Here is a 23999-nt window from a genome sequence, read left to right as displayed (position 1 = left end):
TTCAGCTCCTGACGCGGTAAGATACGTTTATTGAATTTCTCCGTCCGGAGATAAATCTCCCCGACGGAAACAATAAATATACCCAGAAAAATACCCCGGCCGTCAATTCGGCCGGGTTTTTTGTTGCCGTCGGCAGAGCGGTCGCGCTCCGCCGTGTGTACGCACCCAGCACAGCGGTCCCGGCCCACCACGGAAGCGGGAAGTACCCGGTGGAGGGCGCGTAGTGGGCGACGACCTGCGGATGTTCGACGAGGGTCTGCCGGACGGCGAAGCCGGCGGCCGGAGTGACCCGCAACAGCCATTGCGAGAGGCCGTCGGCCGGCAACGGGAGGGAGGTCAGGACGTACGGGACCGCGAACGCCGGAACGGCGACGAGCATCGCGGGCCGGGCGCGCCTCAGCAGGGCACCGAGCGCGAGCGTGAGCACCGCGGCGAGGGCGAGCGCGGCGGCCGTACCGACGGCCACGCGCACACCGGTGAACGCGGACACCCCGACGACGGAGATCCCGTTCCCTTTCAGGACCGCCGTGCCGGGCCGGGATCACGACGCCCACACCGAGAAGACCGGTCACCAACGTGAGGGCTCCGACGACGACCGTCTTCGCCGCGAGCACCCGGCGGGTGACCTGCGCCCCCGGGCTGTCAGTGGCGGGCCGTAGCGTTCAGTGCAGTGGGAGCAGGCGGTACACGGACCGCCGGTTCGGTCCTGGGGAGGGGTCTGCCATGTCTGCAACGACGTACCTGGAGCTGTCACAGGACGGCGGAGGCGCGCACAAGTTCTACGAGGTCACCGTGGAGGGGACGGTCGTCTCTGTGCGGTACGGCCGGATCGGCGCCGCCGGCCAGCTCCAGACCTCCACCTTCCCCACCGGCGAGAAGGCGCAGGCCGCCGCAGCGAAGAAGATCGGCGAGAAGGTCCGCAAGGGCTACGCGCCCGCCGTCCAAGGGCAGCGCAGGGCACGCCCGGTGACCCGCCGTCAGGTCACGTCGGCGCCGTCCACGGCCCGTTCGACCGCACCGGTGCTCTGGCGGTTCCGCACGGGCTCGGCGGCGTTCGGCATCCACATCGACGAGGACCGCTGCTGGGTCGGCAACCAGGCGGGTGACGTCTACACCCTCAGCCACACCGGCGAGGTGCTCGCCCGCTATTCGCTGCCGGACGGCGTCAAGTGCCTGGTGGCGGACGACTTCTGGATCTACGCCGGCTGCGACGACGGCAAGGTGTACGACCTGTCGTCGAAGCTGCCCTTCGCCGCCTACGACATCGCCGCCGACGTCGACATCTTCTGGCTCGACATCCGGGAGGGCGTCCTGAACGTCTCCGCCGCCGACGGAGGGCTGACCGTCATCGACCACGAGGACGAGTACCAGTGGTCGCGCCGGTCCGCCGGCGACCAGGCGTGGATGGTCCGCGCGGACGAGCACGCCGTCTACCACGGCCACCGCCGCGGAGTCACGGCGTACGCACCCGACGGAGGCCGGGAGCTGTGGCACACGCCGACGCAGGGGGGCGTGCTCTTCGGCTGGCAGGAGGACGCCTCCGTGTACGCCGGCACCGCCAGGAACGTGGTGCAGAAGCTCGGCAAGCACACCGGCGCCGTCGAGGCGACCTATCGATGCGACACGGCCGTCTACTCGTGCGCGTCCTCGCCCGACGGGCGCCACGTCTTCGCCGGTGACTCCTCGTCGTCCGTGTACTGCTTCGACGCCGACGGCACCCGCCTGTGGAAGCTGGGCACCGGCGGCGGTTCCGCGCTGTCGATGCAGTACCGGGACGAGAAGCTCTACATGGTCACCACCGACGGCTCCCTTGTGTGCATGGACGCCGGCGAGAGTGCCGTCGGCGCCGCCCAGCGCGGCACGGTGCCCGTCGCGCGAGACGTGAAGTCCGCGGCCGCCCTCCCTACTTACACGCCTCCGGCGTCGCTGTCGGCGGTGGCGACGATCTCCGAGCCGCCGAGCACGGGCGTCGTGGTCGAGTGCGTGCGGACCGGCGGCAAGCTCCGCGTCCACGTCGTCTCGAACGGCTTCGAGCCTTCGTGGAACGTGCAGTTCCCGCGCGACATACGTGAGGCCGGCGCGCGGTACGTGGTGGACGCGCTGCATCCCGCGCAGGGCGGCTTCTACCGGGTACGGGGTGAGATCCGCCGCCTCGTCTGAGGCACCGCTGCCGCTGTCACCGTCGGCGCCGTCATCCTCGGCCGAGCACATCCTCCAGCTCTTGGAGAAGCCGGCGCTTGGGGCGCGCGCCGACCATCGACTTCACGGGCTCACCCCCGTCGAAGACCATCAGCGTCGGCATCGACAGCACGCCGTAGCGGACCACCGTCTCCGGATTGGTGTCGGCGTCGATCTGCACCACCTTCAGCCGTCCGGCCTCCTCGCGGGCGACCGCGCTCAGCACGGGTGCGAGCTGACGGCACGGACCGCACCAGTCCGCGGTGAACTCCAAGAGAACGGGACGGTCCGCGCCGAGCACTTCTGTATCGAAATCCGTGTCCGTCACCGCGGCCACGCCCTCTGCCTGGATCATTCGTCAGCCTCCGAATTCGCATTGTGGGTCCGGGCCCTCGGGCAACTGCGCCTCTGCCCGCAGCAACTGCTCACCGACCAGCGCCCGCACCGACCGCAGTTGCCCGATCAGCGTGTCCAGTTCGGCGAGCTTGGCCCGGTAGACGGCGAGCGAGGCGGGGCAGGAGTCGCCGGCCGGATGGCCGGCGCGCAGGCACTCGACGAACGGCCTCGTCTCCTCGAGGCCGAACCCGAAGTCCTGAAGGGTCCGGATCTGCCGTACCAGGCGCAGGTCCCCCTCGTCGTACGTGCGGTAGCCGTTCACCGCGCGCCGGGCGGGCAGCAGCCCGCGGGACTCGTAGTAGCGCAGGGTCCGGGTGGTGGTGCCGGCCCGCTCCGCAAGCTCGCCGATTCGCATGTCGGAGACCGTAATCCTTGACGCCGACGTCAAGGCAACGCCTTGTCCTACGACGACTGCCGGCAGCCGTGCGCACGACGCCCGCCGGAAACGGAAAGCGGCGTGTGCCGGACCCAAGGGGGGAAGAGGTCCGGCACACGCCTGGAAGGAAGGTCCGAGAGTCAGACCTTCACAGGCTCACGCTCGTCGCCCCGCGGGGCCGGGACGTCCGACGGACCGCTGTCGCCGTGCGGCGCGTGGTCGTCGACGAGGGTCTTCTCGTCGAAGGGGACCTTGCCGGCCAGCACCTGGGCGGCCCGCTCCTTGTCGATCTCCTTCGTCCACGTGCCGACCAGGACCGTCGCAACCGCGTTGCCCGCGAAGTTCGTCAGGGCACGCGCCTCGCTCATGAAGCGGTCGATGCCGACGATCAGGCCGACACCGTCGACCAGCTCGGGCCGGTGCGACTGCAGGCCGCCGGCAAGCGTCGCGAGGCCCGCTCCGGTGACACCCGCCGCGCCCTTCGAAGCGATGATCATGAAGACCAGCAGGGAGATCTGCTCGGAGGCGCTCAGCGGCGCGCCCGTCGCGTTGGCGATGAACAGCGACGCCATCGTCAGGTAGATCGCGGTGCCGTCGAGGTTGAAGGAGTAGCCGGTCGGGACGGTGATGCCGACCACCGGCTTGCTCACGCCCATGTGCTCCATCTTCGCGATGAGGCGCGGGAGCGCGGACTCGGACGACGAGGTGGAGAGGATCAGCAGGAACTCGCGGCCCAGGTACTTCAGCAGCGAGAAGAGGTTCATCCCGGCGATCAGGCGGAGCAGCAGGCCCAGCACCACGAAGACGAACAGGGCGCAGGTGACGTAGAAGCCGATCATGATGACGGCGAGCGACTTCAGGGCGTCCAGACCGGTCTCGCCGACGACCGCGGCGATGGCGCCGAAGGCGCCGACGGGCGCGGCCCACATGATCATGGCGAGGATACGGAAGACCAGGCGCTGGATGTGTCCGATGCCGCGCAGCACCGGCTCTCCCACCGACCCCATGGCCTGCAGCGCGAAGCCCGCCAGCAGCGCGACGAGCAGCGTCTGCAGCACCTCGCCCTCGGTGAAGGCGGAGACCAGCGTGGTGGGGATGATGCCGAGCAGGAAGTCGGCGGTGCTCTCGCCGCCGCCGGACGCCTGCTCTGCACCCGCCGCACGGGCCGCCTCGGTCAGGTGGAGCCCGGCGCCCGGGTCGAGCAGGTTGCCGACGAGCAGACCGATGGCGAGGGCGACGGTCGACATGACCAGGAAGTAGCCGAGTGCCAGACCGCCGACGGCGCCGACCTTGGCGGCCTTGCGGACCGAACCGATCCCCAGCACGATCGTGCAGAAGATCACCGGCGAGATCATCATCTTGATGAGGTTCACGAAGCCCTTGCCGATGGGCTTGAGCTCGACGGCGACCCCGGGGGCGGCGAAACCGACGATGATGCCGAGCACCACCGCGCCGATGACTGCCAGATACAGATAATGGGTACGGTCCCGCTTGCCTGCGGCTGTAGTGGCCACGGGGTGCCTCCTCGTTCGAATGTTCGTCCACGTCCCGATGGATCTCAGCGACTATCCATCAGGCTGTGACACCGGTCACCCTTGCGTTCGTTTCGTTCACACAAATCCGTCCAGGCAGACTGGCGGCATGCGCATCCCCCGTCCCCGCAGCCTGGCGACCCAGCTCTTCGCGATGCAGGTCGTGCTGGTCGCCGCGATCGTGGCCGGCTGCGCGCTCTTCGCCTACCTCACCGACCGGTCGCAGGCGGAGGAGAGCGCGCGCCTGCAGTCCCGTGCCACCGCGGCCGCCGCCGCGCGCTCCCCCTCGGTCTCGGAGGCCGTGCGGTCGAAGGACCCGTCGGCGTTCCTCCAGCCGTACGCGGAGGGCCTGCGCAAGGACGCCGGCATGGACTTCGTCGTGATCATGGATCCCCAGGGACGGCGCTGGACGCATCCCGAGCCGGACCGGATCGGACGTACGTATCTCGGCCACATCGAGCCGGCGCTGGACGGTCGGGTCTACAGCGAGCAGTACGTCGGGACTCTCGGGCTGTCGGTGCGCACGGTGGCGCCGGTGTACGACGGCGGCCGGGTCGTCGCCATCGTCAGCGCGGGCATCACCGTCGAGGAGATCACCGAGCAGGTGCGCGACCAGGTCACGGCACTGCTCGCCATGGCGGGTGCGGCACTCGTGCTCGGCGGGGCCGGCACGTACGTCATCAACGCCCGGCTGCGGCGGCACACGCACGGGATGAACGCGGCGGAACTCGGCCGCATGCACGACTACCACGAGGCCGCACTGCACGCCGTGCGCGAAGGTCTCGTCATGCTCGACGGCGGCCGGCGGATCGCGCTCGCCAACGACGGGGCGCGTGAGCTGCTGGGGCTCGGCGAGGACGCTGTGGGCCGCCATGTCGCGGAACTAGGACTTCCGCGGCCGCTCACCGGAGCGCTGCTGGCCTCCGAGCCGCGCGTGGACGAGCTCCATCTCTCCGCGGACCGGGTCGTCGTCGTCAACAGCCGGCCCGTGGTGGGCGGGGAGCAGCGCGGCACCGTCGTCACCCTGCGCGACCACACCGAGCTCCAGGCCCTCTCCGGTGAACTGGACTCCGAGCGGGGTTTCACCCAGGCGCTGCGGTCCCAGGCCCACGAGGCCGCCAACCGGCTCCACACGGTCGTGTCACTGATCGAACTCGGCCGGGCGGACGAGGCGATCGTCTTCGCCACGGCCGAACTGGAACTGGCCCAGGCCCTCACCGACCGCGTCGTCGACGCGGTCGGCGAACCTGTGCTGGCGGCGCTGCTCCTCGGCAAGGCGGCGCAGGCCAACGAGCGCGGAGTGGAACTGGTCCTCGCGGAGGACAGCCGCATCGACGACGGCGTCATCCCGCGCTCGCTCCCGTCCCGCGACCTGGTGACGATCCTGGGCAACCTGATCGACAACGCCGTCGACGCGGCGTCGGAGACGGGCACGGAATCCCGTCCCGTCGCGGCCGCACCGCCCTCGGCTCCCGCGCCCGGCTCGTTCGAAGCACCGTACGAGGAGCCGTACGAGCAGCCGGACGGGGCGCCGGACGAGGCCCCGACCACCGTCCCGGCCGTAAGGGCCACGCCGTCGGCCGCACCGGCCGTGCCCGACCCGCCCTCCCCCGCCGAGACCGCGCCCGTGCCGCGACCGGCGCCGGCGGTGCCCGCCCCACGTACCGCGGACGAGCCGCCCGCCCACGGCGCGGACGCGCATGGCAAGGACGCGCATGGCAAGGACGCGCATGGCACGCACGCACCTGGCGCGCCGTCCCACGGCGCGACCGCGCCGCCCGACGGCAGCGTCCCCGCGGGCGGCGTACTCCTCGACATCGCGGACGCGCCGCCGCCCCGCGCCGTACGTGCGCGGGTCACCGTGACCGCCCGGGTCGAGGGCGGTGAACTGCTGCTGCGCGTCAGGGACACCGGCGCCGGTGTCGACCCGGCCGACGCCGCCGAGGTGTTCCGGCGCGGCTGGTCCACCCACGGCGCGGGCCGCGGGCTGGGTCTCGCGCTCGTGCAGCAGGCGGTGCACCGCGGCCGTGGCACCATCGTGCTGGCCCAGGGCCCGGACGGCGGCGCGGAGTTCACCGTGCGGCTGCCGCTGCATCCCGCGGAGGTGCCGGCGTGACGATCAGGGTTCTCGTGGTCGAGGACGACCCCGTCGCCGCCGACGCGCACGCCCTCTACGTAGGACGCGTCGCCGGGTTCAAGGTCGCCGGGATCGCCCATTCACGGGCCGAGGCCGTGCGCGCTCTGGAGCGCACCCAGGTGGACCTGCTGCTGCTCGACCTGTACCTGCCCGACGGTCACGGTCTGGCGCTCGTACGGTCGCTGCGCGCGGCCGGCCACTCCGCCGATGTCATCGCCGTCACCTCCGCACGCGATCTGGCGATCGTCCGCGAGGGTGTGTCGCTCGGGGTCGTGCAGTACGTCCTCAAACCGTTCACGTTCGCCACCCTCCGCGACCGGCTCACCCGTTACGCGGAGTTCCGTGCCTCCGCGGGCGAGGCGAGCGGCCAGGACGAGGTGGACCGGGCGCTCGCGACCCTGCGCACGCCCCGTGTCACCACCTCCCTCCCCAAGGGCCTCAGCGGTCCCACCCTGGAGGCGGTCACACGGACCCTGCGCGAGTCGGCGGAAGGGCTCACCGCCACGGAGGCGGCCGCGGCCGTCGGCATCTCGCGGATCACCGCACGCCGCTATCTGGAGCACCTGGTCACCACCGGCCGGGCCGACCGCGCCCCTCAGTACGGGCAGATCGGCCGCCCCGAGCTCCAGTACCGCTGGATCAGCACCGCCCGCTGAGCCGTCAAGTCGCGCGTCCTGCACGGGGATTGCTTTTGTCAACTGACCGGTCATACGGTCACCGGGCAGCAGCCCACGCGCCCCGCAGCACGCTCGCGGCAGAAAGCGCACCGCAGTCCTGCCCGGCGCCCCCGGCTCCGAGGAGGTCGTGCCCGTGCGCCCCACCGCCCCACTGGCCCTCACCATCGCTGTCACCGCCCTCGCGGCGACCCTCACCGCCTGCGGCAGCGGGTCCGGCGGCGACCCGGACACCGTGGAGGTCGTCTACAACCGTTCCACGGACAACAAGATCCGCTTCAAGGACGCCTATCTGGAGGCGGCGAAGCGGCAGTTCGAGAAGGAGAATCCGGGCAAGAAGGTCAAGCTCGTCCCGATCCAGGCCCCGGACAACGACTACGCCACCAAGGCCCAGCAGATGATGCGTTCCCCGAAGACGGCGCCGGACCTGGTCTACGAGGACACCTTCCGCATCAACTCCGACATCAAGGCCGGATACCTGAAGCCGCTCGACGACCAGCTCGCCGGTTGGGACCAGTGGGACCGCTTCGTCGACACCGCGAAGAACGCCGCGAAGGCCGAGGACGGTAAGACGTACGGCGTTCCGGACGGCACGGACACCCGGGGCCTGTGGTTCAACAAGGAGATCTTCGCGAAGGCGGGCCTGCCGGCCGAATGGCAGCCGAAGAACTGGGCGGAGATCCTCGATGCCGCCCGCACCGTCAAGGAGAGGGTCCCCGGCGTCGTCCCGCTCAACCTCTACACCGGCAAGGGCCCCGGCGAGGCAGCCGTCATGCAGGGCTTCGAGATGCTGCTGTACGGCACGGGCGAGGACCCTCTCTACGATCCCACCGCCAAGAAGTGGGTCACCGCAGGGCAGGGCTTCAAGGACGCCCTCGACTTCGTCGGCACGGTCTACGAGCAGAAGCTCGGACCGGACGTCTCCGACGCGCTCGACCCCAATGTGGGCACCCGCGTCGCCACCGAATGGTTCCCGGAAGGAAAGCTCGCGATGTCGCTCGACGGCTCCTGGATGGGCCAGAACTGGATCAACAAGGGACCCAAGGAGTGGCCCGAGTGGAGCGAGAAGCTCGGCCAGGCTCCGATGCCCACCCAGCACGGCCAGGCGCCGGGCAAGGTGTCGATGTCGGGCGGCTGGGCCTGGTCGATCCCGGCGAAGGCCACGAACCCCGACCTCGCCTTCGAGTTCGTGAAGACGCTGCAGACCAGGGAGAACGCGACAAAGTGGTGCGTCGTCGGCGCGCAGATCGCCGTGCGCGAGGATGTGGCGGCCGATCCGCGCTACTTGAGGTCGATGCCGGGCATCGAGTTCTTCACCGGCCTCGTCCGGTACACGCACTACCGGCCGGCGCTGCCCGTATACCCGCAGGTCTCGACGGCGATCGGCGAAGCGATGGAGCAGGTGACCACCGGGGACGCCTCTGCGGCGGAAGCGGCGAAGGCGTACGACGAACAACTGAGGACCATCACCGACGGCGCCGTCGTCGCCAAGTGAGCGACCGGTGAGCGCCTCCCGAACGGGATGGTGGCGGTGGGTACCGCTCGCCCCCGCCACCATCCTGCTGATGCTGTTCCTCGCCGGCCCGATCGGCTACTGCGTCTGGATCGCCTTCACCGACACCCGGCTGACGGGCCAGGCAGGGTCCGAGTTCGTCGGATGGGACAACTTCCTCCGTGCCTTCGCCGACGAAGACTTCCGCAACGCCGTCGGGCTGACCCTCGTCTTCACCTTCGTGTCCGCGATCGTCGGCCAGAACACCCTGGGCCTGGCCCTCGCCGGTCTGATGCGTGCGGCGTCCCGTCCCGTGCGTACCCTCACGGGAACCCTGGTGATCACCGCGTGGGTGCTGCCCGAGATCGTGGCGGCGTTCCTGCTCTACACCTTCTTCCGGCGCGAGGGCACGCTCAACGCGATCCTCGACTGGCTGCATCTTCCGGCACAGAACTGGCTGTTCACCCTGCCGATCCTGGCCGTCTCGTTCGCCAATGTGTGGCGCGGCACCGCGTTCTCGATGCTCATCTACTCCGCGGCACTGTCGGAGATCCCGCGGGAGGTGACGGAGGCCGCCGAGGTCGACGGGGCGTCCGGCCCGCGCCGTGTCCTGTACATCACCCTGCCGATGATCCGGCGCTCCATCGGCACGAACCTGATGCTCAACACCCTCTCGACCCTCTCGGTCTTCGGCCTGATCTGGGCGATGACACGCGGCGGACCGGGCAACCGCAGCCAGACCCTGCCGGTGTTCATGTACGACCAGGCGTTCCTCAAGTCCTTGATCGGCTACGGCACGGCGGTGGCGCTGCTGCTGTTGCTGGTGGGTTCGCTGTTCTCGGTCGTCTATCTGCGGCTGATGAAGGCGGAGCTGTGATGCGCCGCGCGACCCGGGCGCGCCTCGCCGCCGACACGGCGCTGCTGGTGACCGCGGCGGCGTTCGCGGTGCCGCTGCTGTGGCTGGTCCTCGCTTCCGTGGACGCGGAGGCGGACCTGCGGCTGCGGCTCCCCGCATCGGTCACGGCCGGCAACTTCGACGCGGTGCTCACCGACGAGATCACGTACACGCCGATGCTCAACAGTCTGCTGCTGTGCGGGGGCGCGACGGTGGTCTGCGTGGTGTGCGCGGCACTGGCCGCCTATCCGCTCTCGCGGCACCGGTCGCGCTGGGGCCGCTCGTACCTGCTGACCGTCCTGTTCACGACCTGTCTGCCGATCACCGCGATCATGGTCCCGGTGTACGGCCTGTTCGTGCAGGTCGACCTGATCGACACGATGTACGGCACGGCGCTGTTCCTGGCCACCGCGCAACTTCCCTTCGCCGTCTGGCTGATGAAGAACTTCATGGACGGCCTCCCGGTGGTGCTGGAGGAGGCCGCGTGGACGGACGGGGCGTCGAACGTGCAGACACTGACACGGGTGGTGCTGCCCCTCATGGGACCTGGCGTGACGGTGGTGACGATCTACACGTTCATCATGCTCTGGGGGAACTTCTTCGTCCCCTTCATGCTGCTCCTGAGCCCCGAGCAGCTGCCCGCGTCCGTCTCGATCTTCACGTTCTTCGGCAACTACGGCTCGGTCGTCTACGGACAGCTCGCGGCGTTCTCGATGCTGTACTCGGCGCCGGTGCTGGTGCTGTACATCCTGATCTCCCGCAGGCTGGGCGGCGGCTTCGCCCTGGGCGGGGCGGTGAAGGGGTGACGGACAGGCCCGCATCGCCACGGCCGGCCCGCCCGGATGCGCGGTACGCCCCCGGCCCCACAGAACCGCCCGGTAACCGCGGTGACCCATTCCCCACCGGCCCGGCCATGGCCGTCTCGACGGTACGGGCGGGTGATCAGGTCGGAGCTTTCGACAAGCTGTGGCTTTGGGTGTACGCACCGTAGTCACCGGGCGACGGCCACCCCTAGGTTGTGCGCGTGCAGCACAACCCCTCCCCTCCGTTCAACGCCCCCGCCGCGCGCCGACTGCGCGAGGCCCTGGGGATGGCGCCGGGTCACGTGGCGTACGGGCTGCGGGCCCAGTACGGAATGCCGGTCACCCCCGAGACCGTGACCGCGTGGGAACGGGGGCTCGCCGTCCCCGACACCCGGGAGCTGACCGCCCTGGCCGGCGTACTGTGGTGCTCGCCGGGCGAGCTTCTCTCCGCCGCCACGAGCCTGCGCGAGCACCGGATCGCCCGCGGTCTCGCGCCCGACGAGCTGGCCCGGCGCCTCGGCATGGACGCCTCCGCCTATCTGCGGATGGAGGAGTCGGGCAGATGGCGGGGCAACGAGCGGCAGACCGCGGCGCTGGCGGGAGCGCTCGGCCTGGCGCCCCGCGAACTGCTCGCCGCGACCGGCCGCGACAAGGAGCTCGCCGAGCTGCTGCGGGTCGCGGTGACCTCGCGCTGGCAGGCTTACGTACGCCCGGTGGGCAAGATGCTGCCGCTGGAACGCGGGCATCTCCAGGACGTCCTCCAGCAACTGCACGCCGACTACCAGTCCCGGATGGTGGCCACCCTCAGCTGGGGCGCGGCCATGGACGACACCGGCGAGCCGGGCCGTGAGTTCCTCGACCGGATCGTGGACCACTTCTGGGAGCTGGTGCGCGGCCCCGGGCAATAGGAGCGCGCTTGCCCCGGGCCGACTCGGCCGGGTCCCGTACCCGATCCGGATCCGGGGCACGCTCCCGGCGAAGTCCATCCGCTGCTCCCCCTCTGCCGCACACCTGCTGGGACAAGGTGGGACACGTCCCGGACACGGGACAGCCTTGCGAGCGGCGGCGGGTAACTCAAGAGTGGCCTTCGCAAACCACCGGCGGGAAGACGCCGAACGGCCTTGATCGCCATGGGGGCGATCAAGGCCGTTCGGCCGGGGGCGAATCCTCAGAAGACGGACTCGGCCTCGAACATCCGGTTGTCCGGGACTGTCTTCAGCCGGGTGACCGCGTGCGCCAGCGGCACCATCTTCACGTCCGTGCCACGCAAAGCGGTCATCATGCCGAACTCGCCCCGGTGCGCGGCCTCCACCGCGTGCCATCCGAAGCGGGTCGCGAGGACCCTGTCGTACGCCGTGGGTGTGCCGCCCCGCTGGACGTGGCCGAGAATCACCGGCTTGGCCTCCTTGCCGAGCCGGCGCTCCAGCTCGGCGGCGAGCCGGTTGCCGATGCCCTGGAAGCGCTCGTGGCCGAACTGGTCGATCTCGCCCTTCGCGTACTCCATGGAGCCCTCGGCCGGGTGGGCGCCCTCCGCGACGCAGATCACCGCGAACTTCTTGCCGCGGGCGAAGCGCTCCTCGACCATCTTGACGAGGTCGTCCACCTCGAAGGGCCGCTCGGGCAGGCAGATGCCGTGCGCGCCGCCGGCCATGCCCGACTCCAGGGCGATCCACCCGGCGTGCCGGCCCATGACCTCGACGACCATGACCCGCTGGTGCGACTCGGCGGTGGTCTTCAGACGGTCGATGGCCTCCGTGGCGACCATGACGGCGGTGTCGAAGCCGAAGGTGCGATCGGTGGAGGAGATGTCGTTGTCGATGGTCTTCGGGACGCCGACGACGGGCATCCCCGCCTCTGCCAGCATCCGGGACGCGGTGAGCGTCCCTTCGCCACCGATCGGGATGAGCGCGTCGATGCCGTACTGCTTCGCCAACTCCGCCGCGTTCTCAGCGGCTTCGCGCAGCCGGCCGCGCTCGAGGCGGGCCGAGCCGAGGATCGTGCCACCGCGGGCGAGGATGCCACTGACGGCGTTGAGGTCGAGCGGACGGTAGTGGCCGTCGAGGAGTCCCTTGAATCCGTCCTCGAAACCGATGACTTCGTCGCCGTGACCCGTCATGGCACGGTGCACGACGGACCGGATCACTGCGTTCAGACCCGGGCAGTCTCCGCCTGCGGTGAGCACTCCGATGCGCATCGTGCTGTGTCTCCTGCTCGTCAGTGGTCTTTGTGAGCCCACATCCGATTGTCCCACGGGCCGGGGAACGCCCGCCCTCACTGCTACTCCGCGCCGCCCGGGGCCGTCGCGCCGTCGTTCCCGCCCGGCGGGCGCCTTAGCCACCCGCGGAGGTATTGTCAAGAGGGCATTGCCGCCCCGTGCGGCCTTTCGGCGCACCCGGCCCGCCGTCCGTACGGCGGAGCACCACGGTGGGCCGGCGAAGCGGCGGGGGGCCGGGGCACGCCCCGGATCGCACCCATGGACTTGGACGGGAGAGTACGCGTGGCGCGGAGCGTTTACGTGACCGGGATCGACCGCGGAGACGGCCGGCAGGTGGTCGAGCTGGGGGTCATGGAGCTCCTGACCCGCCAGGTGGACCGGGTGGGCGTCTTCCGCCCCCTCGTCCACGACGGCCCCGACCGGCTCTTCGAGCTGCTGCGGGCGCGCTACCGGCTCTCCCAGGACCCCGCCTCCGTCTACGGCATGGACTACGACCGGGCGGCCGCGCTCCAGGCGGAGCAGGGCACCGACGAGCTGGTCTCGCGTCTCGTCGAGCGCTTCCTGGCGGTGGCCAGGGACTACGAGGTGGTCCTGGTCCTCGGCACCGACTACGCGGGCACCCAGCTGCCCGACGAGCTGGCGCTCAACGCCCGGCTCGCCAACGAGTTCGGCGCCTCCGTGATCGCGGTGGTGGGCGGCAAGGGCCAGACCCCGGAGTCCGTACGGGCGGAGACGCGCAACGCCTTCCGCGCCTACGAGGCCCTCGGCTGCAACGTCCTCGCCATGGTCGCCAACCGGGTCACCCCCGACGAGCGGGCGGGCATGGCCGAGCGGCTCGCGGCCCGCCTCCCCGTCCCCTGCTACGTGCTCCCCGACGAGCCCGCGCTCGCCGCCCCCACGGTCGCCCAGATCACGCACGCCCTGGGCGGCACGGTCCTCCTCGGCGACGACTCGGGGCTCGCCCGCGACGCCCTCGACTTCGTCTTCGGCGGCGCGATGCTCCCGAGCTTCCTGCCCGCTCTGACGCCCGGCTGCCTGGTCGTCACCCCCGGCGACCGTGCCGACCTGGTCGTGGGCGCCCTCGCCGCGCACTCCGCGGGCACGCCGCCCATCGCGGGCGTGCTGCTGACGCTGAACGAGCGCCCCAGCGAGGAGATCCTGACCCTCGCGGCCCGCCTCGCGCCCGGCACCCCGGTCGTCTCCGTGACGGGGAACAGCTTCCCGACGGCGGCGGAACTGTTCGCGATGGAGGGCAGGTTGAACGCCTCCACGCCGCGCAAGGCGGAGACCGCGATCGGTCTCTTCGAGCGTCACGTGGACACCGGCGACCTGCTGGCCAGGCTCGCGGTGGCCCGCAGCGGCCGGGTCACCCCGATGATGTTCGAGCACGAACTGCTGGAGCAGGCCCGTGCCCACCGCCGCCGGGTGGTACTGCCGGAGGGCACGGAGGAACGAGTACTGCGCGCGGCGGACGTCCTGGTGCGCCGCGACGTGTGCGACCTGACCCTCCTCGGCGACACCGAGGTCATCCGCAAGAAGGCCGCCGACCTCGGCATCGACCTGTCGGCCGCCCAGCTCATCGACCCGCAGACGTCCGAACTGCGTCAGCCCTTCGCCGAGCGGTACGCCCAGCTGCGCGCCCACAAGGGCGTGACGGTCGAGCTGGCGTACGACGTGGTGGCGGACGTGAACTACTTCGGCACGCTCATGGTGGACAAGGGCCTGGCCGACGGCATGGTGTCGGGCTCCGTCCACTCCACGGCCGCCACCATCCGCCCGGCCTTCGAGATCATCAAGACCGAGCGGGAGGCGTCGATCGTCTCGTCGGTGTTCTTCATGTGCCTGGCCGACGAGGTGCTCGTCTACGGCGACTGCGCGATCAATCCGGACCCGGACGCGGAGCAGCTCGCCGACATCGCGGTGCAGTCGGCCGCGACGGCCGCCCGCTTCGGCGTGGAGCCGCGGATCGCGATGCTGTCGTACTCCACCGGCACGTCGGGCTCCGGAGCCGATGTGGACAAGGTGCGCGAGGCGACGAAGCTGGTGCGCGCGTCGCGTCCGGACCTGCACGTCGAGGGCCCGATCCAGTACGACGCCGCGGTCGAGCCCTCCGTCGCCGCCACGAAGCTGCCGGACTCCGAGGTCGCCGGCCGGGCAACGGTCCTGATCTTCCCGGACCTGAACACCGGCAACAACACCTACAAGGCCGTGCAGCGCTCGGCGGGCGCCGTCGCGGTCGGACCGGTGCTCCAGGGTCTGCGCAAGCCGGTCAACGACCTGTCGCGCGGCGCGCTGGTCAGCGACATCGTCAACACGGTCGCGATCACCGCGATCCAGTCCCAGGCCCAGGAGCTCCCCGCATGAGCGCCCCGCAGTCCCCCACACGCGTCCTCGTCCTCAACTCCGGCTCGTCGTCGCTGAAGTACCAGCTGCTCGACATGCGAGACGCGTCCCGGCTGGCGGTCGGTCTGGTGGAGAGGATCGGCGAGGCGACCTCGCGCCTGGTGCACACGCCCCTCGAGGGCGGCGGTGATCGGCGCGAGCGCACGGGTCCGATCGCGGACCACGACGCGGCGCTCAAGGCGGTGTCCGAGGAGCTCACGCAGGACGGGTTCGGGCTGGACTCCCCCGCTCTGGCAGCGATCGGCCACCGGGTGGTGCACGGCGGTCTGAAGTTCCACGCCCCGACCGTGATCACCGAGGAGGTGATCGAGGAGGTGGAGCGCCTCGTGCCGGTCGCGCCGCTGCACAACCCGGCGAACATCACCGGGATCCGCACGGCCCGGACCCTGCGCCCGGACCTCCCCCAGGTCGCCGTCTTCGACACCGCCTTCCACACGACGATGCCGGAGGCCGCCGCCCGGTACGCCATCGACGTCGAGACCGCGGACGCGCACCGTATCCGCCGCTACGGCTTCCACGGCACCTCGCACGCCTACGTCTCGCGGGCCACCGCGGCGCTGCTAGGCAAGGACCCGTCCCAGGTGAACGTCATCGTGCTGCACCTGGGCAACGGCGCCTCCGCGTCCGCGGTGGCCGGTGGTCGGTGCGTGGAGACCTCGATGGGGCTGACCCCCTTGGAAGGTCTCGTGATGGGTACGCGCTCCGGTGACATCGACCCGGCGGTGACCTTCCACCTGAAGCGTGTCGCCGGCATGAGCACCGACGAGATCGACGCACTGCTCAACAAGAAGAGCGGTCTGGTGGGCCTGTGCGGGGACAACGACATGAGGGAGATCCGCCGGCGGATCGACGAGGGCGACGAGCGGGCGCGGCTGGCGTTCGACATCTACGTCCACCGGCTGAAGAAGTACATCGGCGCGTACTACGCGGTGCTCGGGCGGGTGGACGCGGTGGCGTTCACGGCGGGTGTCGGGGAGAACGCCGCCCCGGTGCGAGAGGCTGCCGTCGCGGGTCTGGAGGAGATGGGCCTCGTGGTGGATCCCGGGCTGAACGCCGCCCGGTCGGACACGGCGCGGCTGATCTCGCCGGAGTACGCACGGGTGGCGGTCGCCGTCGTGCCGACGGACGAGGAGCTCGAGATCGCGCGACAGACCTTCGAGCTGGTGACGGGAGAAGGGAAGAAGGAGGTGCCCGACAGCCCGACAGCCTGAAGCGCTGGAAGGCCGGAAGGCTGAACGCCTGAGCGGGCCGGCGCCCATTTGTACATTCCACCAGACGGAATATTCCGCAGGGAAACAAACCGATAGGATCCGCCTTATGCGCCGTTCCAAAATCGTCTGCACACTGGGCCCCGCCGTCGACTCATACGAGCAGCTGAAAGCGCTCATCGAGGCCGGTATGAACGTGGCCCGTTTCAACTTCAGCCACGGGACCCACGCCGACCACGAGGAGCGGTACCACCGCGTCCGTCAGGCGTCCGAGGACACAGGCCACGCCGTGGGCGTGCTGGCCGACCTCCAGGGTCCCAAGATCCGCCTGGAGACCTTCGCCGAGGGACCGGTCGAACTGGTCCGCGGTGACGAGTTCACCATCACGACCGAGGATGTCCCCGGCGACAAGTCGATCTGCGGGACCACCTACAAGGGCCTGCCAGGAGACGTCTCCAAGGGCGACCAGGTCCTGATCAACGACGGCAACGTCGAGCTGCGCGTCGTCGAGGTCGACGGATCGCGGGTCAAGACGATCGTCGTCGAAGGCGGCGTGATCTCCGACCACAAGGGCATCAACCTGCCCGGCGCGGCCGTCAACGTCCCCGCCCTTTCCGAGAAGGACGTCGAGGATCTGCGCTTCGCACTGCGCATGGGCTGCGACATGGTCGCGCTCTCCTTCGTCCGTGACGCGAGCGACGTCAAGGACGTCCACAAGGTCATGGACGAGGAGGGCCGCCGCGTCCCCGTCATCGCCAAGGTGGAGAAGCCGCAGGCGGTCGAGAACATGCAGGACGTCGTCATGGCCTTCGACGGCGTGATGGTGGCCCGTGGCGACCTCGCGGTGGAGTACCCGCTCGAGCGGGTGCCGATGGTCCAGAAGCGCCTCATCGAACTGTGCCGCCGCAACGCCAAGCCGGTGATCGTGGCGACCCAGATGATGGAGTCGATGATCACCAACTCCCGCCCCACCCGCGCCGAGGCGTCCGATGTCGCGAACGCGATCCTGGACGGCGCGGACGCGGTCATGCTCTCCGCGGAGTCGTCGGTCGGCGCGTACCCGATCGAGACGGTCAAGACGATGTCGAAGATCGTCACCGCGGCGGAGGAGGAGCTGCTCTCCAAGGGCCTCCAGCCGCTGGTTCCCGGCAAGAAGCCCCGCACCCAGGGCGGTTCGGTCGCCCGCGCGGCCGCCGAGATCGCGGACTTCCTGGACGGCAAGGCGCTGATCGCGTTCACCAAGTCCGGTGACACGGCCCGCCGTCTGTCGCGCTACCGCGCCCAGCAGCCCATCCTCGCCTTCACGACGGACCAGTCGACACGCAACCAGCTGACGCTGAGCTGGGGCGTGGAGTCCTTCCTCGCGCCGTTCGTGGAGACGACGGACGCGATGGTCGAGATCGTCGACGCCGAGCTGCTCAAGCTCCAGCGTTACAACGCGGGTGACGTCATGGTGATCACGGCCGGCTCGCCTCCCGGCGTCCCGGGCACGACGAACATGGTGCGCGTCCACCACCTCGGCGGCGAGGCCCGCGGCTGACCCGATCGGCTCGTATCACGTGACGCGGTGGGCCGCACCTCTGGTCGAGGTGCGGCCCACCGCGTGTGCCGGGGGCTCCGTACCAAGAGACGGATGTGTCGGCCGCGTTCGCGGTCCTGGTCGGCCAGAGCCCGAAGACCATGCCGAGCAGCAGGCGTCAGCAGCCAAGGCCGAGGAGGCCGCGAAGACCGCAACAGCGCGCGTCCGCGGCTGAGGCGGCAAAGTCAGCGGCGGCGGCCAAGCCGGTCCGCGCCGACGCGGACCGGCCCTCGTGCGTTCCAGGCGTCCGCGGGACAGATGTGTTCGAGGTCCTTCGAGATCGCGCTGTACAGCGTGGCGCGGTCGGGATCGTCAGGGTCCGGGACGTGGAAGGTGAAGTGGACGTCGTGCGGGTACTCGCCGACGATGAGGGTGAACTGGCTTCTCACCGTGGGGAGCTCCCACAGCTCCCAGTCGGTCCCCTCCGACGCGAGTACCTCTTTCAGGTCCGCGAACGTGATCGTCGCCGCGATGGTCCCCATCGCTCCCTGCTGCCCGTTCGGCACGTCCACAGTGTCGGTCCAGGTGCTGAGCGCGACCTGCTTGATCCTGCGGCAGCGGCAGACCTCCAGGCGCACGTCCCCGTAGGCGAAGGTCCGAGGCCAGGACTTCTTCGGGTTGGGGAAGCAGTCGGCATCGGCGAGCGGGCCGAGTACGCCGGCGATGTCGTCGAACGCGGCTCCCGGCCTCAGAATGCCCACCCCTGCGACGTTCGCGTAGTCGGCCAGCACGTCCTTGATGTCCATGCCTGAAAAGATCTCAGAGAATGCGGTCCGGCGCGTCGGCCCGCTGAGCGTGAACGACTGAGGGCCGCACCCCCCTGAACGGGTGCGGCCCACAGCCTTTTTCGCGGCTCCCGGTGGCTTCGGCGTCAGGCGCCCGGGCCGGTGAAGTAGTTGTGCAGGCCGGGGACCGTCAGCGTCCCGCCGAACTGGCCGGCCTGGGTGACCTTCACGTCGGTGAACATGGCGAAGGGGACGTTCAGCGGCGGCGGGGTCTCCGGGCTGAAGGTGATCGGGATGATACCGAAGAGGTTGCCCTTCAGCTCCTCCGTGTACATGGTCACTTCACCGTCACGGATCGTCGAGGTGGAGCCCTTGGCGGCCTCGACGTGCGCGGTCGTGCCGTTCGGGCCGACCACGAGCTGGTGCAGGTCCTTGATGTCCACGCCCGTCGCGGTGAACTTCAGAACCTTCTTGATCTTGCCGCTGCCGGTCTTGACCTCCACGATGCCGTGGTAGTCGAGGCCCGTCAGCGTGAGCATGGAACTCTCGAGGATCCACGGGTCGTCCGGGAGCAGCGGTCGGCCGGGCTCGAGTTGGGCGTCGGCCAGGGCCTCCGGGTCCGGGGTGGGGCACGGGAAGCGCGGCTTGGCGCCGTCCGGGATGGCCTCGTCCTGCTTGGGGTCGAGTCCCTTGACGTCCTCGTCCAGCTCTTCGACCTCGGCGCCGGCCTTGTCCGCCGCGTCCTTGATCGCTTCCTTGGTCTTGTCGACCGTCTCGTCCACCGTGTCGGCGGGCTTCTCCGCAGGCTCCTTGGCCGGTGCCTCCGAAGGTGCCTCCGTAGGCGCCTCCGACGGGGCGGCCGAGGGTTCCTCGGCCGGCTGCGTCGCGGTCTCGCTCGGCGACGGCGTCTCGGACGGCTCGCCCTTCAGCGTGTCGCCGATGCCGTCGATGATGTCCTTGACCGTGTCGCCCACGCCCAGCGGGTCGAGCGGGTTGGTCGACTGGCTCGGGGTGGGCTCCGGCGCGGGCGCCGCCTGCTCGGATCCGGCCGCGGAGGCGGACGGGCTCTCGGCAGGCTCCGGCTCCTGCGCCCCGTCGCCCGTTCCGGCTCCGGACGTGGGGCTCGGCGTCGGCTCCGGATCTGCCGTGTCCGACGGGGACGGTGACTCGGACGGCTTCGCCGTCTCGGACTCCGACGCGGACGGTGACGGCGACTGCGAAGGCTCGTCGGAGCGGGTCACGCACGGGCCGGGAGCGAAGGGGATGTCCTTGTCGTCGGCCAGGGCCAGCTTCGGGGTGAGCCCCATGCCGACGAAGACGGCGGTGGGCATCGCGGCCAGGGCTATCGCCTTGCTCGCGGGCATCTGGAACTTGTGGAACAGGGACTTCCTGGGCGCGGCGTGGCGCGGCCCCTTTCTCTCCCGCGAGCCGTCGCCGCCCGCGTCCGCGGTCAGCGGTGGTGTCACGTCACCCGGCACTGTTCCTCCCGCCGTTGCCTTCGATGGATGTCTCGTGCGTGTCCGCGCCGAAGCCGTCACGCTGCTCCGGTACGGCGGGGCCGTCGGGCGCGGCCTGCTGGACGACGGGCGCCTCGTCGGCGCTCACGAGCTTCCCCGGCGCCCACGACAAAGAGAGCGCGCCGCCCGTGAGGGACAGGACGAACCCGATGATGAAGCCGCCCAGGTTGGCGATCGGAAGGGACACCAGCGCCAGGAGAATCGTGGCGACACCCGCGAACACCCGGACGATGTGCTGGAACCACATCGTCAGACCCAGCGTCACCAGCAGCACGCCGATGATCAGCGAGCCGGCCCCCGCCGTCGTCTGCATCGCGAGGTTCATGTGGCCGATTTTGAAGGTCGCATACGGGAAGTAGGCGATGGGAATCCCGCCGAGCAGGGTCAGCAGACCCGCCCAGAAGGGCCGCTGCCCCCGCCAGGCACGGAAGTTCCGCCGGAGGACGCGGATGTAGTGCTCGTCCCGCCCCTGTGACACTGCAGTCTCGGCGCTCATGGAAAACAGCTCCCTGGTACTGGCGTTGCTGTGTGAAGAGAGTGGCGGGCGGGCGAAGCTGCCAGAGTCTCACCCGCCCGCCCGGACGGGGCTACCGTCAGTAGCACTCGACCTTGGGGCCGTCGCCCTTGTGCAGGCGCATGCTCAGACCGCTGAGCTCGAAGGTGCCGGCGGTCGTCGCCCACGCCTTCTGCTCGACACCGGTCAGCTCGACCTCTTCCGCCTGCTGGGCGAACCCGTTGGGCAGAATCGAGGTGTCCTTGACCGCCGGGCCCTTGCCGGTGCCCGGGTTGTCGGTGTCCTTGGCCGCGACGCCGATGTCGATGTTCTTGAACTTGGCGTTCGCGTCCAGCTCGGACACGTCCAGGTAGAGCTTCTCGGCCTGGACGGCCGTGCCCTTGTCGCCGGCCGTCAGCTTCAGCGTGATCTTGCCGACGAACGGGACGTCGGTGACCACCGACTGGCACATCTTGGTGATCGACGCGTTCTTGAACGTCGAGATCGCGACAGGGTGCGCGACCTTCTCGTCACCCTTGAGGTCCTTGTACCCCATGTCGACGCCGCCGTACTGGGAGAACCCAGATCCGACGAGCTTTCCGGCCGTGACCTTGAACTCCTGGCCCGACACCGCGAAGGACGCGGCGAGCGCCCCCTGTGCCAGGCCGACGCCTATCGCAGCCGTCGCGGCCACGCTCGGCACCATGACAAGGGCGAACCGCTTCCATCTGGTTCCACCGCGAGCCATAGACTCCATGACTTTCCTCCTTCTCGGACGTACATCTCCGGTCCGGACCCGCGGGCCCGTCCTGGGATGGGAGAAGTGCTACGTCCTCGGGAAGGAGAGCGCCTGGTCTTCAGGCGCGACGTGCGTCCGAAGAACACCGGCGATCACCCCCGAGCGACAACCACTGGTCGCGCCTGACTCGTCACGCACAACCTGCCGGACAGGCCCTGCCGTTCTGTGGCAGGAACCCCCCTGTCCGCGACCGGCGCCTGGGACGCCGATCGGCCCGGTGGGGACCCAATGGGCCGCGGCACGACTGGAAGCCGGGCTGGTGCGGTATTGGACCGAGCGTCGCCGATCGTGGTCCATTCCACGCCAGGGCACAAGGGGGTTCGTTACTGGCTAGTAACGGCCTGATAACCACGCCACGACCGCGCGATGTCGCTCGAGCACGCTGGGTGCCACCAACGCCGCCGACACAGAGGGTGATAGCCATCGATAACCGGACAGAACAAGGGCGTTGCTGTACTCGGAGTAACCCGGCCACCCGTTTACCAAGTTTTGGCAAAGCCGCGCCGTGTTTTGTCACTGTGTCGCCAAAACGGCGGTGACGCCGTATCAGCGCCACCGCCGCAAATCCGTCAGAACGCCACCCTCAGGGCACCCTTGTCATAACGGCTGTCAATGAATGTCCGGCCGGGGCCCGGTGGGACGCCGCCGAAACCTCAGCGACATCACAGGAGTGGCTCAGAAGAGCACCCGCGCGAGCGCCTGGCGGGCCGCCGTCACCCGTGGGTCGTCCTGACCGACCACCTCGAAGAGCTCCAGCAGCCGCACCCGCGCCGTGTCGCGCTCGTCCCCGGCGGTGCGCCGCACCGTCTCCACGAGCCGGCCGAAGGCGTCCTCGACATGTCCGCCGACGAGGTCCAGGTCCGCGGCGGCGATCTGCGCCGTGGCGTCGGCCGGGTCGGCGGCGGCGGCGTCGCGGACCTTCTGCGGGTCCATGTCCTTCACACGGCCGAGGAGTTCGGCCTGCGCGAGGCCGAGCTTCGCCTCCGTGTTGCCCGGGTCGTCGGACAGCACGTTCTTGTACGCCTGGACCGCGCCGCCGAAGTCGCCCGCGTCCAGGGCCTGTACGGCCGCTTCCAGCAGTGCGTCGTAAGGGCCGGCCGGGGCGGGGGCCTGTGCGGTCTCCCCCTGGGCGTCCGGGTCGACCGCGATACCGGTGAGACCGAAGCGCTCCTCGGCCACCTGCACGAGCTGGTCCAGCGTCTGGCGGATCTGCGCCTCCGGCGCGGCGCCCTGGAAGAGGGGCAGCGCCTGGCCGGCCACCACCGCGAACACCGCGGGGATGCCCTGGATCCCGAACTGCTGCATCAGCATCTGGTTGGCGTCGACGTCGACCTTGGCGAGAACGAACCGGCCGTTGTACTCCGTGGCGAGGCGCTCCAGCAGCGGGCCGAGCTGCTTGCACGGCTCGCACCACTCGGCCCAGAAGTCGATGACGACCGGGACCTCGGTGGAGCGCTGCAGGACGTCGCGCTCGAAGCGCGCCTCGTCGGTGTCGATCACCAGGCCGGCAGGGGACACGGCTTGGCCGCCACCCTGACGGGCGGCCTCGGCCCTCGCCTGCTCCGCCTTCGCCTTGGCCTCGTTGGCCGCCTTCACCGCGGCGAGGTCGACGACGCCGCTCATGGACATGTTCCTAGGCTGCATGAGTACATCCTCCCCCTTCCGCGCGCACAAAGGAAAAGCCGCCCGCCGCTGCCGCCGGCAGGCGGCCCGAGGGTGCGACCCCTCCGTCGACCGTGTTCGACTCCGCGGCCGGTCCTGCATTTGTGATATGTCGGCGCCGGGTCCCCACCATGGCGCCTGTGGTTGTCGCGACGAGCCGGTCATGGCTTTCGCTACGGGTCGTAGCGTATCTGCGTGGGTCCGGCGGTGTGAAGCATTTTCCGGTGAGCTGCCTCACAGCCGCCTTTCTCCTTACCGGCGGGTATGGTCGCGGGCATGTCCAGCAGCACCCACCCCGAAACACCGCGTACGGGTCGTACGGGACGGCCTCGCAGCGCCGAGGCCGATACGGCGATCCTGGAGGCGACCCGCGCCTCCCTCGTCGAGCTGGGGTGGTCGAAGCTGACCATGGGGGACGTCGCCACGCGGGCGGGGGTCGCCAAGACCACGCTGTACCGCCGCTGGGCCAACAAGAACGAGCTGGTCGTAGACGCCGTGGCCGTCCTGTTCGACGAGCTCGAACTCGCCGACCACGGCAGCCTGGTCGCGGACGTGGAGGGTGTGGTGCTCCAGTTCGCCGAGTTGCTCGGGCAGCCCGAGACCAAGACGGCCCTGATGGGCGTCGTCGCGGAGTCCACCTGCGACGAGGCGCTGCGGACACGCATCCGGTCGGCGATCGTCGAGCGGCAGAAGCGGCTCGTCGTCGAGGGCCGGGAACGCGCTCAGGCCCGCGGCGAGCTTCCGTACGAGGCGGACCCCGAGGCGGAAGCCCGCAACACGGACCTGATCTTCGACGTGGTGGCCGGCGCGGTGGTCCACCGGGCGTTGGTGAGCGCGCAGCCGGTGGACGCGGAGTGGGCGCGGCGGTTCACGTCGCTGCTGGTGTCGGGCCTCGCCGCCCTGCCCCGGTGAGCC

The 23999-nt window shown here is 70.1% G+C and carries 21 protein-coding genes; 11 read left to right on the top strand and 10 right to left on the bottom strand.

All coding sequences use genetic code 11. The annotated features are described in order from the left end of the window. Position 1: 1 nt before the first annotated feature. Entirely contained in the window at positions 2-490 is a 489-nt protein-coding gene (locus tag MDN94_RS15245; RefSeq protein ID WP_482726338.1) for a hypothetical protein, read from the bottom strand. Positions 491-723: 233 nt separating this feature from the next. On the opposite strand from MDN94_RS15245, the gene MDN94_RS15240 reads away from it, so the two are divergent. Further along, positions 724-2160, top strand: coding sequence for a WGR domain-containing protein (locus MDN94_RS15240; RefSeq protein WP_482726337.1), 1437 nt, complete (start codon positions 724-726; stop codon positions 2158-2160). A gap of 31 nt (positions 2161-2191) precedes the next feature. Here MDN94_RS15240 and trxA read toward each other — a convergent pair whose 3' ends face one another. The 3 genes from trxA to MDN94_RS15225 form a co-directional block, all read right to left on the bottom strand. Then, positions 2192-2533: a thioredoxin gene (gene trxA / locus MDN94_RS15235; protein WP_482726336.1), complete on the bottom strand. Its 342-nt coding sequence runs from the start codon at positions 2531-2533 to the stop codon at positions 2192-2194. A gap of 3 nt (positions 2534-2536) precedes the next feature. Beyond that, positions 2537-2929 (bottom strand): MerR family transcriptional regulator, encoded by a 393-nt coding sequence (locus MDN94_RS15230; RefSeq protein ID WP_482726335.1) that lies wholly within the window; start codon positions 2927-2929, stop codon positions 2537-2539. Positions 2930-3090: 161 nt separating this feature from the next. Next, entirely contained in the window at positions 3091-4464 is a 1374-nt protein-coding gene (locus tag MDN94_RS15225) for a cation:dicarboxylate symporter family transporter (protein ID WP_482726334.1), read from the bottom strand. Positions 4465-4591: 127 nt separating this feature from the next. Between MDN94_RS15225 and MDN94_RS15220 the strand changes: the two genes are divergently transcribed. The 6 genes from MDN94_RS15220 to MDN94_RS15195 all read left to right on the top strand — a co-directional run bounded on the left by MDN94_RS15220 (position 4592) and on the right by MDN94_RS15195 (position 11391). Then, positions 4592-6598, top strand: coding sequence for a sensor histidine kinase (locus MDN94_RS15220; protein WP_482726333.1), 2007 nt, complete (start codon positions 4592-4594; stop codon positions 6596-6598). Then, positions 6595-7275, top strand: coding sequence for a response regulator (locus MDN94_RS15215; protein ID WP_482726332.1), 681 nt, complete (start codon positions 6595-6597; stop codon positions 7273-7275). The genes MDN94_RS15220 and MDN94_RS15215 overlap by 4 nt, the downstream gene beginning before the upstream one ends. A 154-nt stretch (positions 7276-7429) precedes the next feature. After that, complete coding sequence (locus MDN94_RS15210) at positions 7430-8788, top strand: extracellular solute-binding protein (protein ID WP_482726331.1); 1359 nt, start codon at positions 7430-7432, stop codon at positions 8786-8788. Between the two features lie 70 nt (positions 8789-8858). After that, positions 8859-9662: a carbohydrate ABC transporter permease gene (locus MDN94_RS15205; protein ID WP_482727080.1), complete on the top strand. Its 804-nt coding sequence runs from the start codon at positions 8859-8861 to the stop codon at positions 9660-9662. Continuing rightward, positions 9662-10486, top strand: coding sequence for a carbohydrate ABC transporter permease (locus MDN94_RS15200; protein WP_482726330.1), 825 nt, complete (start codon positions 9662-9664; stop codon positions 10484-10486). Before MDN94_RS15205 ends, MDN94_RS15200 begins: the two co-directional genes overlap by 1 nt. A gap of 284 nt (positions 10487-10770) precedes the next feature. Then, on the top strand, positions 10771-11391 hold the full coding sequence (locus MDN94_RS15195; RefSeq protein WP_482727079.1) for a helix-turn-helix domain-containing protein: 621 nt from the start codon (positions 10771-10773) through the stop codon (positions 11389-11391). A gap of 260 nt (positions 11392-11651) precedes the next feature. On the opposite strand, the gene MDN94_RS15190 is transcribed toward MDN94_RS15195, so the two are convergent. Beyond that, positions 11652-12677 carry an ATP-dependent 6-phosphofructokinase gene (locus MDN94_RS15190; RefSeq protein WP_441266109.1) on the bottom strand — a complete coding sequence of 342 codons (1026 nt, stop codon included), beginning with the start codon at positions 12675-12677 and terminating at the stop codon, positions 11652-11654. Between the two features lie 303 nt (positions 12678-12980). Between MDN94_RS15190 and pta the strand changes: the two genes are divergently transcribed. The 3 genes from pta to pyk all read left to right on the top strand — a co-directional run bounded on the left by pta (position 12981) and on the right by pyk (position 17849). Next, on the top strand, positions 12981-15062 hold the full coding sequence (gene pta / locus MDN94_RS15185) for a phosphate acetyltransferase (RefSeq protein ID WP_482726329.1): 2082 nt from the start codon (positions 12981-12983) through the stop codon (positions 15060-15062). Continuing rightward, positions 15059-16312 (top strand): acetate kinase, encoded by a 1254-nt coding sequence (locus tag MDN94_RS15180; protein WP_482726328.1) that lies wholly within the window; start codon positions 15059-15061, stop codon positions 16310-16312. The genes pta and MDN94_RS15180 overlap by 4 nt, the downstream gene beginning before the upstream one ends. Before the next feature lie 106 nt (positions 16313-16418). Continuing rightward, the gene (gene pyk, locus MDN94_RS15175; RefSeq protein ID WP_482726327.1) at positions 16419-17849 is read left to right on the top strand and encodes a pyruvate kinase; all 1431 of its coding nucleotides are present in this window, start codon (positions 16419-16421) and stop codon (positions 17847-17849) included. A gap of 224 nt (positions 17850-18073) precedes the next feature. Here the strand turns inward: pyk and MDN94_RS15170 are convergent, their stop codons facing one another. The 5 genes from MDN94_RS15170 to MDN94_RS15150 form a co-directional block, all read right to left on the bottom strand. After that, on the bottom strand, positions 18074-18634 hold the full coding sequence (locus MDN94_RS15170; protein ID WP_482726326.1) for a hypothetical protein: 561 nt from the start codon (positions 18632-18634) through the stop codon (positions 18074-18076). A gap of 125 nt (positions 18635-18759) precedes the next feature. Beyond that, positions 18760-20091, bottom strand: coding sequence for a hypothetical protein (locus tag MDN94_RS15165; protein WP_482726325.1), 1332 nt, complete (start codon positions 20089-20091; stop codon positions 18760-18762). Beyond that, a complete protein-coding gene (locus MDN94_RS15160) occupies positions 20081-20626 on the bottom strand; it encodes a DUF6114 domain-containing protein (RefSeq protein WP_482726324.1) in 546 nt (181 codons plus the stop codon). Before MDN94_RS15160 ends, MDN94_RS15165 begins: the two co-directional genes overlap by 11 nt. 97 nt (positions 20627-20723) lie before the next feature. After that, entirely contained in the window at positions 20724-21380 is a 657-nt protein-coding gene (locus MDN94_RS15155) for a DUF6230 family protein (RefSeq protein ID WP_441266120.1), read from the bottom strand. A gap of 717 nt (positions 21381-22097) precedes the next feature. Then, positions 22098-23066 (bottom strand): tetratricopeptide repeat protein, encoded by a 969-nt coding sequence (locus MDN94_RS15150; RefSeq protein ID WP_482726323.1) that lies wholly within the window; start codon positions 23064-23066, stop codon positions 22098-22100. Positions 23067-23348: 282 nt separating this feature from the next. Here MDN94_RS15150 and MDN94_RS15145 point away from each other — a divergent pair, with 282 nt between their 5' ends. After that, the gene (locus tag MDN94_RS15145; protein ID WP_482726322.1) at positions 23349-23996 is read left to right on the top strand and encodes a TetR/AcrR family transcriptional regulator; all 648 of its coding nucleotides are present in this window, start codon (positions 23349-23351) and stop codon (positions 23994-23996) included. Positions 23997-23999: the final 3 nt, after the last annotated feature.

The sequence above is a fragment of the Streptomyces sp. WAC00040 genome, from assembly GCF_056835925.1.
The sequence above is the reverse complement of the archived record's forward strand: the minus strand, read 5'-3'. Positions and strand labels throughout refer to the sequence as shown.